We start from the raw sequence: 12,849 nt of genomic DNA on the forward strand, positions 1-12,849 counted from the left end.
GCCCGCCACCCGGACGGCCGGCGGACCATCGCCGCGCTGGTGGTCGACCGGGCCGGCGCGGTCCGCGTCGGGTACGACAAGCAGCAGTTGTGGGGCGACGAACGCGAGCTGTTCGACGCCGGCGGACGGGGTGCCACGCTGCTCGTCGACGACTGGCGGCTCGGGCTGGGCATCTGCTACGACGGCTGCTTCCCCGAGCACGCGCGGGCCGCCGCGCTCGACGGCGCGCACGGCTACCTGTGCCCCAGCGGATACCTGACCGGCTCGGAACACCGCCGGGACCTGTACTACGCCGCGCGGGCCCTGGACAACACCATGTTCGTGGTCTTCGCCAACGCGGTCGGGGGAGTCGACCCGTGGCGGTTCAACGGCGGCGCGGCCATCTACGACCCGCAGGGGCGGGTGCTGGCCCGGGGCGCCGACGAGGGCACGGCGGTGCTGGTGGCGACACTGGACCCGGCCGAACTCGCGGCCACCCGGGCGGCGCACTCGATGCTCGCCGACCGGCTGCCGCACCAGGGTGATCCCCGGGTGTCAATGTCCGGTTGAGCCCATAGTCAGGTCGATGCCGGTTGCACCTGTTGGCGGACACATCGGTCCCGTAGGGTGCCCGAGTGCCACTGCTCCTGCTGGACCTGGACAACACCCTGCTGGATCGGGCCGGGCCGTTCCGCCGCTGGGGTGAGCGCTTCCTGGACGGCATCGGCGCGCCCCCCAGCGACATCGACTGGCTGCTTTCGATCGACGCGGACGGGTTGACCGACCGTTGGGACCTGGCCGACGCCATCCGGGACCGCTACGAGCTGCGTATCCCCTCGATCGACCTGGTGGAGGAGCTGCACGACGGGGTGGTGGCGCAGACCCGGCTCGACCCGCTGACCGCCTGCGCGCTGCGGATCGCCGACGACGCGGGTTGGGTGCCGGTGGTGGTCTGCAACGGCACGGTACGCGTGGAGGACGCCAAGATCCGCCGGACCGGCCTGGACCGCTACGTCGCGGACTGGGTGATCTCCGAGGAGGCCGGGGTCAGCAAGCCCAACCCGCGGATCTTCGCGCTCGCCGCGCAGCGGGTCCGGATGCCACTGCGCGGCGCCTGGGTGGTCGGCGACAGTCCCGAGGCGGACATCGGCGGCGCCGCCGCGGTCGGGCTGCCCAGCGTCTGGCTGCATCGCGGGCGTACCTGGTCGGACGTGCGGTTCGCGCCCAGTCGCACCGCGGACGGGCTGATCGCCGCGGTCGCCACCGTGCTCGCGAGCTGACGGGCGTCACCGGTCGGGTGGTCCGGCGGTAATTCGGTTGACCGGTCGGCCGGGCTGCGGCGAGCATGGTCGGCACATCGTGCAATCCCGGGCGTGCGCCCGGTCGAGGAGAGGGGGTCGGTCATGGCCGTCTTCGCAGGTCGCTTCCAGCCGCCTATCTCAGCCTCGACCAAGGGAACCTCACCACAGTGCGCGATCATGACCTGCCGGCGCTGGAGCGCCGCAGCCGCGGCAAGAGCCGCTTCGACGACGACGAACCACAATTCCTGAAGCGCGGGCGGCACGTCGAGCCGCCCGCCGACCCCGACGCCGAGCCTGACCCGGACACCGGCGAGCACTGGTCGTCCTGGGACGACGCGGTGCACGGGCCGCAGCCGTACCCGGACTGGCTGGTCACCGAGCTGGCCGCCAAGGACACCGAACTGGGTGTGCTGAAGACCGGCAAGGAGGCGGACGTCCACCTGGTCCGCCGCGCGGTGCCGGACACCGACCGGTCCTGCCTGCTGGCGGTCAAGCGGTACCGCGACGCCGAGCACCGGCTGTTCCACCGCGACGCCGGTTACCTGGAGGGCCGCCGGGTCCGCCGGTCCCGGGAGAACCGGGCGATGGCCGGCCGGACGGCCTTCGGTCGGCAAATGATCGCCGGGCAGTGGGCCGCGGCCGAGTTCGCCGCCCTGGCCCGGCTGTGGGAGATCGGCGCCGGGCACGACCGGATCGCCGTGCCGTACCCGGTGCAGCTACGCGGCACCGAGCTGATGCTGGAGTTCGTCGGCGACGCCGAGTCGGGGCTGGCCGCGCCCCGGCTGGCCCAGCTGCGACCCGGCCCGGCCGAGCTGCGCGACCTGTGGGCGCAACTGGTGGAGGCGCTGCGGGTGCTGGCCCGGGCCGGTTACGCGCACGGCGACCTGTCGCCGTACAACCTGCTCGTTCATCGGGGCCGGCTCGTCGTGATCGACCTGCCGCAGGTGGTCGACGTCGTGGCGAACCCGCAGGGGCCCGACTTCCTGGCCCGTGACGTGCGGGTGGTGAGCGCCTGGTTCGTGGCCCGGGGGCTGTCCGCCGAGCAGGCCGACCCGGTCGCGCTGACCGGGGAGCTGCTGCGCGAGGCGGGCATCCGGTGACCCGGGGCGGGTCGGACGGCGCAGCCGGCCGTCCGACCCACCCGCGGCGGTCACTGCAGGTAGCGCTCCACCTCAGGCTTGGGGCGTTCGCCCTGGGCGTCCGGGTCGCCGTGGGTTTCCCGGGCGGCCCGCCGGCGGCGCAGCAGGTCCCAGCACTGGTCAAGGGACTCCTCCAGGTCGCGCAGTCGCGCGCTGGCCTCGCCCTCGGTGCCCGACTCGGTGGCCTGGGCCTGCGCGCGCAGCTTGTGTTCCTCGTCGACCAGCTCGGAGATCCGGTTCAGGATGGTCTTGTCGTCCATGCCTGAGAGCCTGGCACAGGGTGCCCGGTGTCGCCCGGATTCGGGGGTACCGGTGCGTCCTCGCTCACGTCCGCGGACCGTCGACCGTGCCCTGCGGCGCCGTCCGACGTCGCCGCCGATCCGGGCCCCGGCGGCCGGGGCGGCGTGATCGCGTCCTCCGGTCGTTCGGCGTCGGCATCGACGGGTTCCGACCTGCGGCGCGACCCATCCTGAGTGTCCATTCCGGAGTCCGCCGGGTGGCTGCCGTGCTCAGGGACCGGGCCGCGGCAGTGGAATCTCACTCTTCGAAGGTCTGGAGGTGGCTCGCGTTTGGTGAGATGCTTCCGACGCCCAGAAGGTGAAATTCCCACAGTCCCGACCATGCGAAATGGACAATTGCGCGCGGTGGGAGGACGAGGAGACGTGGTGTGATGTCGCAGGTGTCCGATGCCGGCCCCGCCCCCCTCAACACCGAGCCCCGGACGATCCCGCTGCACCGCGCCCTGCCCGCGCTGGTCCGCGACCCGCTCGGCGCTCTGGTCGCCTTCGCGGACGACGCCGCCGGCGAGGTCGTCCGACTGAACCTCGGCACGTTCCGTCCGTACCTGGTGAGTCATCCCGAGCATCTGCAACGAGTGTTGCGCGACAACGTTGCCAACTACACCCGCGACGGAGACGGACTTCTCTGGCGGCCGGTCCGACGCATCGTCGGCGACGCCATCCTGGTCGCCGAGGGCGAGGTCTGGGAGTCCAGCCGAGGCGCGCTGCAACCGCTGTTCACCGCCAAACGGGCCGAGACGCTGGTCGACAGGATGGCCGAGGCGATCAACGAGGCCGTGGACGAGTGGCTGGAGCCGGCCCGCGAGGGCCGCCCCATCGACGGCGGCGCCGAGCTGACCCGGATCGTCCTGCGCACCACCATGCGGGTGCTCTTCGCCGACCGGATCTCGGTCCCGGACGCGCTGCGCATCAGCGCCGCGCTGGACACGGTCACCACCGCGATGCTCCCGCGCCTGCTGGTGCCCTTCGTGCCGTACGCCGTGCCGATGCCCGGTGACCGTGCCTTCAACGAGGCGGTGCGGACCATCGACGAGGTGGTGCTGCCGATCATCCGGGAGGCGCGCGCCCGGCCCACCGACGGCGACGACATCATCTCCACCCTCTGCCGGCCCCGCGCCGACGGCCAGGAGCCCGACGAGTACGCCATCCGCGGCGACGTGGTCGCCATGTTCTCCACCGCGACCGAGACCACCATCGCCCTGCTCTCCTGGCTCTGGCCGGTGCTGTCCTCCCGCCCCGACGTGGCCGAGCGGATGACCGACGAGATCGAGCGGGTGGTCGGCGCGACCGGGTCGGCCGCGAGCACCTGCCCCAGCTGCGCTACGGCCGGATGGTGCTCGACGAGATGCTGCGGCTCTACCCGGCCGGCTGGATGATCCCACGCACCGCGGTCGGCGACGACGTGCTGGGCGGAGTGCGGATCAAGGCCGGTGGCACCGTGCTGGTCAGCCCGTACGTCACCCAGCGGATGTCGACGTTCTGGACCGACCCGACGCTGTTCGACCCGGAGCGCTTCGCGCCGGAGCTGCCCCGGCGGCGCTACCGCTACTCCTACTTCCCGTTCGGTGGCGGACCGCACCAGTGCCTCGGGCAGTACCTCTTCCTCCTTGAGGCGCAGCTCATCGTCAGCACCGTGCTGAGCCGCTACCGCTTCCGGCTGCGCGAACCCGTCGACCTGACACCCCGGCTCGGCGCCTCGCTGCAACCCAAGCAGCGAGCCGAGCTGATCATCACCCCGGTCGAACGGCCGGTCGGGCCGTGACGGGGGCGCCGTGGCCGGTGCAGACCGGTCCGGACGCCGTCGCCGAGCAGGGCCGGGTGTGCGCGCTCGCCGTGCGCGGCGTACGCGACCTCCAGGACGTCACCGCCGCCCACCCGGAGCTGTTCGACGCCGCGCCGTTCGACGCGGCGCTGCTCAGCTCGGTGGCCACCGCGATCGCCTTCACCGCGCCCTGGCACACCGCCGCCGAGCTGCGCATCACCACCCGTACCCTGCTCTGGGTCTTCGCGGCCGACTGGCAGGTCGACTACCTCGCCCGGTCCGCCGACGACGTGCGGCAGGTGGTGACCGACTGCCTGGCGGTGGCCGACGGCGCCGCCCCGCCGCCGGGGCGCCATCTGGCGCGGCTGCTGGCCGACCTGCGCGACGAGCTGGCCGAGGTGCCGGCGTTCGCCCGGCTGCGCCCGATCTGGCGCGAGGAGTTGGCGCGGATGCTCGCCGCCGTGTCCCGGGAGTGGGACTGGAAGAACCTGCCGACCGACCCGTCCACCGGTCGGCGTCTGCCGGACCTCGACCGCTACCTGGACAACGCCGACAATCTCGCCTGCTCCTTCGTCAACGTCACCCACTGGATCGCCACCGGCGACGACCGGACCCTCGCCCAACTGACCGACCTGCTGGACGCCGGGCGCGGCGTGCAGCGCGTACTACGGCTGGTCAACGACCTGGCCACCCACGGCCGCGACGCCGAGTGGGGCGACCTGAACGCGTTGCAGCTGGTCGCCGCGCCGGAGCAGGTGCACGCCCGGCTGGCCGAGCTGACCAGCCGGTCCCGGCGGGACCTGGCCGCCCTCGCCGAACGTTGCCCCCGCCAGGCGGACTACCTGCACCGGCAGATCTCCTTCACCGGCGGGTTCTACCAGCTGTCGGACTTCTGGGGGACGCGCGATGAGTGACGGCCCGTACCGGGTGCTGGCCGACCCCGCCGCCGGCGGCGACCCGGCCGCCGACGCCGCACGCGAGCTGATCGCCGGCCTGGCGCTGCGGCCGTGGGGTCAGGTCGCCGCATCGGTGTACGAGACCGGCCGGCTGGTCGCCGACGCTCCCTGGCTGACCGGGCACCAGCAGCGGATCGCGTTCCTGCTGCGCGGCCAACGCGCCGACGGCGCGTGGGGCCCACCCGAGGGGTACGCCCTCGTGCCCACGCTGAGCGCCACCGACGCGCTGCTGTCCGCGTTGGCCGACGGCGAAGCCGCCACCGACCTGATCGCCCCGGTGGCCGACGGGCTGGGCGCCCTCGCCGGCACGCTGCTCGCCACCGACGCGCGGACACTGCCGGACACCCCCGCACTGGACCTCCTCGTCCCGGCACTGGTCGACTCGATCAACGAGCGGTTGGCCGGCCTGGACCGGGCGACCGCCGAGCGGCTGCCCCGTCCACCTCTCGCGCTGCCCGTCGGGCTCGGCCCGGACCGGCTGCGCAAGGTGCGCTCGGCGGTGGCCGCCGGCGCCGCGCTGCCGCCGAAACTGGCCCACTTCTACGAGGTGCTCGGCGTGGTCCCGACCGACGTCGGACCCGACCTGACCGCCGTGGGCGCGTCGCCCGCCGCGACAGCTGCCTGGCTGACCGTGGCCGGCGCGGACGCCGGCCCCGCCGCGCACGCCTTCCTGCGGGAGCTGATCCGCGACGGCGGCGGGCCGGTGCCCTGCCCGGCGCCGATCACCGTGTTCGAACGTGCCTGGGTGCTCAGCGGTCTGGGCCGCGCCGGCGTCGCGGTCAACCCGCCGACCGCCGTGCTGCAGACCCTGGCCGGTGCCAGCGGCGCCGAGGGCGTCGCCACCGGCGACGGCCTGCCGACCGACGCCGACACCACCTCCGTCGCGCTGGACGCGTTGGCGCGGCTCGGTCGACCGGCCGACCCGGGCAGCCTCTGGGCGTACGAGACGGCGGACGGCTTCTGCACCTGGCCGGGTGAGGACGGCTTCTCGGTCACCACCAACGCGCACGTGCTGGACGCCTTCGGCCTGCACCTCACCGCGCACCCGGACGCCGACGTGCGGTACCGCCGGGCCGTCGACCGGCTCAGCGTCGTGCTGCCCGGCCACCAGTGCGCCGACGGGTCCTGGCAGGACCGCTGGCACGCGTCGCCGTACTACGCCACCGCCTGCTGCGTGCTGGCGTTGGGGGAGTTCGGCCGGGGCGCGGCGGCGGCCCAGGCCGTGGACCGGGCCGTCCGCTGGGTCCTGGACGGCCAGCGCGCCGACGGATCGTGGGGCCGCTGGGCCGGCACCGCCGAGGAGACCGCGTACGCCCTGCGGATTCTGCTGGCGGCGTCGAGGGTGCTGCCGGGGCTCGCCGACGCGGTGACGCGCGGACATGCCTACCTGCACGAATCATCCACACGGGAGCACCCTCCACTGTGGTACGGCAAGGAGCTGTACTGTCCGACTGCCATCGTTGAGGCGGCCGTGCTCGCCGCCTGCCGTTCGGCGGCGAGCCGTTTCGGCGACGTCGACCGTTCGGTGGTGGATTGCGGTTACCAGGCAAGAAAAACAACAACTTGAGGGGTTGTGTGGACACTGCTAGCGTACGCAGAGCCTCAGCCCCGTATGCCCCGCTGTGGCGGGACAACGTCGCCCTTCATGATCACCCGTTGATGAGCTGAGTCAACGCCCGGCCTGGGACGGTTCAATGCGTTCTCGCGGTACGAGTATCCGCACCAAGGTTGTTGCCCTGCTGCTCTCCCTGGTCGCGCTCTGGATGTTCGCGGCGTGGGTGACCCTGCGCGACGGCTTCAACCTGCTCGGTGTCCAGTTGCTCAACAGCAAGGTCTACGCGCCCAGTGAGCCTCTGTTGCAGGAGCTCCAGCTGGAGCGGCGGCTGACCCAGTCGTACCTGAGCAATCCCGACGCCGAGCAGCGGGCGGCGCTGGAGGCCAAGCAGCGCGAGACCACGAAGCTGGCGGGTGACTTCGCCGGTTCGGTCCGCAACTGGCAGGTCGACGTGGCCGGCAGTTCGGCGCTCGACGCTCAGCTGGACGCGTCGATCACGCGGATCAACGCGCTGGAGCAGACCCGTGAGCAGGTGCTCGGCCGTTCCGTCGACCGGATCGCCGCCGCCGACGCGTACACCGACGCCATCGAGTCGATCTTCCAGATCTACGACGTCACCGGCAGCCTGGACGACAAGGCGATCGCGGCCGACGCGGCCGCCCTGATCCAGCTCAACCGGATGAAGGAGCTGATCTCCCAGCAGGACGCGCTGCTCAGCGGCCTCTTCGGCAACGGCCGGATGAGCGGGTCGGAGTACGCCCGCTACGTCAGCCTGGTCGGTGCCGAGCGGTTCCTCGGCGAGGAGACCCGGGCCCGGCTCGCCGACGCCGACGAGCGCCGCTACCAGCAGCTCGTCGAGGGGGAGGCGTTCACCCGGCTGCGCGCCGTGCAGGACAGCATCATCCGCGAGGGCCGTCCGGTGACGCAGTTGCCGGTCAGCGGCGAGCAGTGGCGCGGCACGGTGGAACCGGCTCTGGCCGGGGTGAACGACGTGGTGGCCGACGGCGGTGAGGGCATCGTGGGTCGAGCCACCGGCGTCGCCGTGATGGTCGTCATCCGGCTGGTGCTCGCCACCGGTCTGGGTCTGCTCGCCGTCATCGCCTCCGTCGTCGTCTCGATCTCCACGGCCCGGACACTGCTGCGCCAGCTCGACCGACTCCGCCAGGCCGCCTGGCAGCTCGCCGACGAACGGCTGCCGCGGGTGGTGGAGCGACTCGGCCGCGGTGAGGAGGTCGACGTCGCGACCGAGGCGCCCCCGCTGGAGTTCGGCACCGACGAGATCGGTCAGGTCGGCAAGGCGTTCAACGCCGTGCAGGAGACCGCCCTGCGCACCGCCGTCGAACAGGCCGAGCTGCGCCGCAACGTCCGCGACGTCTTCCTCAGCCTGGCCCGACGCACCCAGGCGCTGGTGCACCGCCAGCTCACCCTGCTGGACGCGATGGAACGGCGCGAGCACGACGCGGAGGAGCTGGAGGACCTTTTCCGGGTCGACCACCTGGCCACCCGGATGCGGCGTAACGCGGAAAACCTGATCGTGCTCTCCGGCTCCACCCCGGGCCGGGCGTGGCGGCGCAACGTGCCGATGGTCGACGTGGTCCGTGGCGCGGTGGCCGAGGTCGAGGACTACACCCGGGTCAACGTCCTGCCGCTCGGGCCGGTCTCCCTCGCCGGCCGCGCGGTCGGCGACATCATCCACCTGCTCGCCGAGCTGATCGAGAACGGGCTGTCGTTCTCGCCACCACACACCACCGTGGAGGTTCGCGGTCAGCTGGTGGCCAACGGGTTCGCCATCGAGATCGAGGACCGGGGCCTCGGCATGAGCGAGGAGGACCTGGCCGCGGCGAACCACCGCATCGTCGACCAGTCCGAGCTGAACCTCGCCAACGCCGCCCGACTCGGGCTCTACGTGGTGAGCCGACTGACCGAGCGGCACGGCGTGCGGGTGCGGCTCAAGGAGTCCGCGTACGGCGGCACCACCGCCGTGGTGCTGATCCCGCTGGAGCTGATCACCGAGAACGGCCCGTCCCCGGAGGACTCCGGCGCGATGCGGACCGGATCGCCGGCCATCGCCCTGCCCTCGGGCGCGACCAGCAACGCCGACAACGGCCGGCCGGCCGCCCTCGCGCCGGTCGCGTTGGCGGCCGAACCGACGGCGCCGGGAACGACGGCTCCGGACGTGCCGGAACCCGTCGCCCCGGCCGGGCCGCTGGTGCCCGACGCCACCACCGCGACAGTCGACGACACCGACGTGGACGCCGCCCTGCCCACCCGCCAGCGCACACAGCAGGCCACCGGGACGCCGGACCTGCCCACCCGGGCCCGACGCATTCTGGGCCAGCCCGCCCTGGAGGCTCCCACGGTGCCCACCGGTCTGCCCGCGGTCGACCCCTCCCGCCCGACGGACAGCGCCAACCAGCCGGCTCTCGACGGCCGGCGGCTGCCGACCCGCGCCGAGGCGGACCGGACCGACTCGGGCCTGCCGGTCCGGGTCCGGCAGGCGAACATCGTGCCCGAGCTGCGCGACGACCCGGCCGCGACAGACACCGACGACGATGACGTGGCGCGCCCCCCGGAGCAGGTGCGCCGAATGATGAGCTCGTACCAGACCGGCACCCGTCGCGGTCGGACAGACGCGGCGCGACTGCTCGGCGGCGCGTCCAACGCCCCGCCGAGCGCGACGCCCGAGCCGAGCGACGAGGACCCGCAAGCTACCTGACCGGCCGCCGAGGATGCGGGTCTCCGCACGGTGTGACGGTCAGCCCCAGACGAATACGGCGCAACAGCCGGGCGAGAAGAGGACGACGAAGTGGCGCAGAAGACGGCTTCGAGTGCCGACCTGACGTGGTTGCTGGATGATCTGGTGGGCCGGGTGAAGCAGGCCGAGCACGCGGTCGCGCTCTCCACCGACGGGCTGTTGATGGCCTCCTCCCAGGGGCTGAGCCGGGACGACGGCGAGCACCTCGCGGCGATGGCTGCCGGCATTCAGAGCCTGGCCCGGGGCGCGGGGAAGCGCTTCGGCGGTGGGCAGGTGCAGCAGACCATCATCGAGATGCAGTCGTCGTTCCTGTTCGTCACAGCTGCCGGCCGCAACGCCTGCCTGGCGGTCCTGGCCAGCGAGGACGCCGACGTCGGCCTGATCGCCTACGAGATGGCGATGCTGGTCACCAGGGTCGGCAAGTACGTGGCCTCCCCGTCCCGTGGCGCCGACCAGCCGGCCGGCGAGAAGTAGCGGCCATGACGGTGCAGGGAGAATCCGCGGACCATCAGTGGGTGGATGACCATGCGGGCCCGGTGGTGCGCCCGTACGCGGTGACGCGCGGCCGGGCACGCCCGGTCACCGGCACGTTCGACCTGATCTCCCTGGTCACCGCGACCCGAGCCGAGGTCACGCCGGAAGTCGGCCTCGGCCCGGAACACCTGGCGATCGTCGGGCTGTGTCAACGCATACAGTCCGTCGCAGAGATCGCCGCCCATCTCGACCTGCCGGTGGGCACCATCCGGGTGCTCCTCGGCGACCTGGCGGCCCGCAGCCTGGTGCAGGTCCGCGAGCCGCAGACCACGGCCGGTCTTCCCGACAACAGCATCTTCGAGGCGGTAATCAATGGACTACGGGCACTCTGACCGGCCGGCGGGAGCGACCCCACTGCCCACCGCGATCAAGATCCTGGTCGCCGGTGGGTTCGGCGTGGGCAAGACCACGATGGTCGGCGCGGTGAGCGAGACCCGGCCGTTGCGCACGGAGGAGGTGCTGACCGAGTCCGGTGTCGGCATCGACGACCTGTCCGGGGTGGAGGGCAAGACCACCACCACCGTGGCGATGGACTTCGGCCGGATCACCATCAGCGACGACCTGGTGCTCTACCTGTTCGGCACGCCCGGACAGGACCGGTTCTGGTTCGTCTGGGACGAACTGGCGCTCGGTGCGATCGGCGCGGTCGTGCTGGCCGACACCCGGCGGCTGGCCGACTGCTTCCCGTCCATCGACTACTTCGAGGGTCGAGGCACCCCGTTCGTGGTCGCCGTGAACTGCTTCGAGGGTGCCCGCGCGTACCGGCTGGACGAGGTGCAGGCCGCGTTGAACCTGGACCCGGGTGTGCCGGTGCTGCTCTGCGACGCCCGGCAGCGCGAGTCCAGCAAGGAGGTGCTCGTCACGCTGATGGAGCACGCGATGAAGACCCGGGAGGCCCGCCGCCGCGCCGCCGGCACGGACTGACCGAACATTTTTCCGGGGAGGGTGTCCGGAACGCTCCCGGCCGATCGTCATGCTGGCGATACCCCGAGAGACCAGGGAGCGCCAGATGAAGTACATGATGTTCGTTTGCAGCGACACCGAGCCGGACACCGACCCGTCCGACCTTCCCGACATCCACACCTGGGTGGCGGAGAACGACGCCCGTGGCCGCCGCCTCACCGGCGACGCGCTGGCGCCGACCAACGCGGCCACCACGGTCCGGGTTCGTGGTGGTGAACTGCTCGTCTCCGAGGGGCCGTTCGCGGAGACCACGGAGGTGATCGTGGGTTTCGACCTGCTCGACTGCGCCGACCTGGACGAGGCGATCGAGGTGGCACGCGCCCACCCGATGGCCCGCCACGGGCGACTGGAACTGCGCCCGTTAGCGGCCCTGCCCGCCTGACCGGATGGCCCGCACCGAAGCACCGGCCGGCGCGCACGCAGGCGCCGGCCGGGTCGCCGGCGCGGAACCGGCCACGGCGGCGCAAGCCGTCGCGGCCGCCGGCGTCGAGGCGTACCCCCGGATTGTCGCGACCCTGATCCGGCTGACCGGGGACTGGGCGGTGGCCGAGGACTGCGCCCAGGAGTCGTTGACCGTCGCCCTGGAGCGCTGGCCCACCGACGGTGTGCCGACAAACCCGGGCGGCTGGCTCATGACGGTGGCCCGCAACCGGGCGATCGACGTGCTGCGCCGTGCCACCGTCGAGCGCCGCAAGCTGCACGACCTGGCGCTGCTCACGCCGGCCGACGCGCAGCCCGAGCCGGAGGTGGGGCCGGACGTGGTGGACGACCGACTGCGGCTGATCTTCACCTGCTGCCATCCGGCGCTCGCGATCGAGGCGCGGGTCGCGTTGACGCTGCGCACCGTCTGCGGTGTGCCGACCGCCGACATCGCCCGGCTCCTGCTGGTCAGCGAATCGACGATGACCCGCCGGTTGACCCGGGCCCGCACCCGCATCGCCCAGGCCGGCATCCCGTACCGGGTGCCGAGCGGGCCGGCGCTGGCCGAGCGGCTGCCCGGCGTCCTCGCCGTGCTGTACCTGCTGTTCACCCGGGGCTACGTCGCCGACGGCGAGCCGGCCTTCGCCGACGAGGCGGTCCGGCTGGCCCGGCTGCTCGATGAGCTGATGCCGGAGCAGTCCGAGGTGGCCGCCCTGCTGGCGCTGTTCCTGCTTCAGCACTCCCGGGCCGATGCCCGCCGCGACGCCGCCGGCAACCTCCTCTCGCTGCAACGGCAGGACCGGGCTCGGTGGGACCGCGCCGCCATCGTCGAGGGCCTGGCCGCCCTCGATCGGGTACGCCACGACGGGCCGTACGCGTGGCAGGCCCGGATCGCCGCCTGCCACGCCACCGCCGCCTCTGTCGAGGCCACCGACTGGCGACGATCGCGCGGGCCTACGACGCGCTGGCCGACCTCCGGCCCTCGCCGGTGATCGCGCTCAACCGCGTGGTCGCGCACGGGTACGCGTACGGGCCGGCCGTCGGGTTGGTCCTGCTCGACGCGGCGCGAGCCGCGCGCTGCTCGACCGGGCCGACGAACTCGCCCGGTGACGCCCGCGAGGTTGCCGGCGACCTCCACCCGCGTCGATCATGGAGTTGTGGTGCCCCACAAAAGGGGCGGATAGGG

The 12,849-nt window shown here is 72.8% G+C and carries 12 protein-coding genes and 2 pseudogenes; 13 read left to right on the plus strand and 1 reads right to left on the minus strand.

Features of this window, described 5'->3' with window-relative positions:
* The 3 genes from JNW91_RS24500 to JNW91_RS24510 form a co-directional block, all read left to right on the plus strand.
* Window positions 1-549, plus strand: a 549-nt coding sequence (locus JNW91_RS24500) for a carbon-nitrogen hydrolase family protein (RefSeq protein WP_203177767.1), incomplete at its 5' end; no start/stop codon positions are given.
* Window positions 550-614: 65 nt separating this feature from the next.
* A complete protein-coding gene (locus JNW91_RS24505; protein WP_203177768.1) occupies window positions 615-1,259 on the plus strand; it encodes an HAD family hydrolase in 645 nt (214 codons plus the stop codon).
* 188 nt (window positions 1,260-1,447) lie between these two features.
* Window positions 1,448-2,380, plus strand: coding sequence for a serine protein kinase RIO (locus JNW91_RS24510; RefSeq protein WP_203177769.1), 933 nt, complete (start codon window positions 1,448-1,450; stop codon window positions 2,378-2,380).
* A 50-nt stretch (window positions 2,381-2,430) separates the two neighbouring features.
* On the opposite strand, the gene JNW91_RS24515 is transcribed toward JNW91_RS24510, so the two are convergent.
* On the minus strand, window positions 2,431-2,679 hold the full coding sequence (locus JNW91_RS24515; protein WP_203177770.1) for a DUF2630 family protein: 249 nt from the start codon (window positions 2,677-2,679) through the stop codon (window positions 2,431-2,433).
* Window positions 2,680-3,143: 464 nt separating this feature from the next.
* On the opposite strand from JNW91_RS24515, the pseudogene JNW91_RS24520 reads away from it, so the two are divergent.
* From JNW91_RS24520 to JNW91_RS32645, 10 genes and pseudogenes are all read left to right on the plus strand, one after another.
* Window positions 3,144-4,480, plus strand: a pseudogene (locus tag JNW91_RS24520) (cytochrome P450).
* Complete coding sequence (locus JNW91_RS24525) at window positions 4,477-5,394, plus strand: terpene synthase family protein (protein ID WP_203177771.1); 918 nt, start codon at window positions 4,477-4,479, stop codon at window positions 5,392-5,394. The pseudogene JNW91_RS24520 and the gene JNW91_RS24525 overlap by 4 nt, the downstream one beginning before the upstream one ends.
* Window positions 5,387-7,003 carry a prenyltransferase/squalene oxidase repeat-containing protein gene (locus JNW91_RS24530; RefSeq protein WP_203177772.1) on the plus strand — a complete coding sequence of 539 codons (1,617 nt, stop codon included), beginning with the start codon at window positions 5,387-5,389 and terminating at the stop codon, window positions 7,001-7,003. Before JNW91_RS24525 ends, JNW91_RS24530 begins: the two co-directional genes overlap by 8 nt.
* Before the next feature lie 127 nt (window positions 7,004-7,130).
* Entirely contained in the window at window positions 7,131-9,707 is a 2,577-nt protein-coding gene (locus tag JNW91_RS24535) for a sensor histidine kinase (protein ID WP_203177773.1), read from the plus strand.
* Between the two features lie 90 nt (window positions 9,708-9,797).
* The gene (locus tag JNW91_RS24540) at window positions 9,798-10,220 is read left to right on the plus strand and encodes a roadblock/LC7 domain-containing protein (RefSeq protein WP_074312735.1); all 423 of its coding nucleotides are present in this window, start codon (window positions 9,798-9,800) and stop codon (window positions 10,218-10,220) included.
* Between the two features lie 5 nt (window positions 10,221-10,225).
* On the plus strand, window positions 10,226-10,612 hold the full coding sequence (locus JNW91_RS24545) for a DUF742 domain-containing protein (RefSeq protein WP_030337267.1): 387 nt from the start codon (window positions 10,226-10,228) through the stop codon (window positions 10,610-10,612).
* The gene (locus JNW91_RS24550) at window positions 10,593-11,204 is read left to right on the plus strand and encodes a GTP-binding protein (protein WP_203177774.1); all 612 of its coding nucleotides are present in this window, start codon (window positions 10,593-10,595) and stop codon (window positions 11,202-11,204) included. Before JNW91_RS24545 ends, JNW91_RS24550 begins: the two co-directional genes overlap by 20 nt.
* Window positions 11,205-11,289: 85 nt before the next feature.
* The gene (locus JNW91_RS24555; RefSeq protein ID WP_203177775.1) at window positions 11,290-11,625 is read left to right on the plus strand and encodes a YciI family protein; all 336 of its coding nucleotides are present in this window, start codon (window positions 11,290-11,292) and stop codon (window positions 11,623-11,625) included.
* Between the two features lie 4 nt (window positions 11,626-11,629).
* Window positions 11,630-12,655, plus strand: a complete 1,026-nt coding sequence (locus JNW91_RS24560; protein WP_238425624.1) for an RNA polymerase sigma factor — start codon at window positions 11,630-11,632, stop codon at window positions 12,653-12,655.
* Window positions 12,652-12,849: pseudogene (locus JNW91_RS32645) on the plus strand (hypothetical protein); the annotation flags it as partial. The gene JNW91_RS24560 and the pseudogene JNW91_RS32645, both read left to right, overlap by 4 nt.

It is taken from the genome of Micromonospora parastrephiae, assembly GCF_016802865.1.
Lineage (GTDB): Bacteria > Actinomycetota > Actinomycetes > Mycobacteriales > Micromonosporaceae > Micromonospora > Micromonospora parastrephiae.

What these genes read in the sequence shown, in the direction of transcription:
- JNW91_RS24515 (WP_203177770.1), bottom strand. Translation starts at nt 2,679, where the DNA reads ATGGACGACAAGACCATCCTGAACCGGATCTCCGAGCTGGTCGACGAG.
- JNW91_RS24530 (WP_203177772.1), top strand. Translation starts at nt 5,387, where the DNA reads ATGAGTGACGGCCCGTACCGGGTGCTGGCCGACCCCGCCGCCGGCGGC.
- JNW91_RS24535 (WP_203177773.1), top strand. Translation starts at nt 7,131, where the DNA reads ATGCGTTCTCGCGGTACGAGTATCCGCACCAAGGTTGTTGCCCTGCTG.
- JNW91_RS24545 (WP_030337267.1), top strand. Translation starts at nt 10,226, where the DNA reads ATGACGGTGCAGGGAGAATCCGCGGACCATCAGTGGGTGGATGACCAT.
- JNW91_RS24550 (WP_203177774.1), top strand. Translation starts at nt 10,593, where the DNA reads ATGGACTACGGGCACTCTGACCGGCCGGCGGGAGCGACCCCACTGCCC.
- JNW91_RS24555 (WP_203177775.1), top strand. Translation starts at nt 11,290, where the DNA reads ATGAAGTACATGATGTTCGTTTGCAGCGACACCGAGCCGGACACCGAC.
- JNW91_RS24560 (WP_238425624.1), top strand. Translation starts at nt 11,630, where the DNA reads ATGGCCCGCACCGAAGCACCGGCCGGCGCGCACGCAGGCGCCGGCCGG.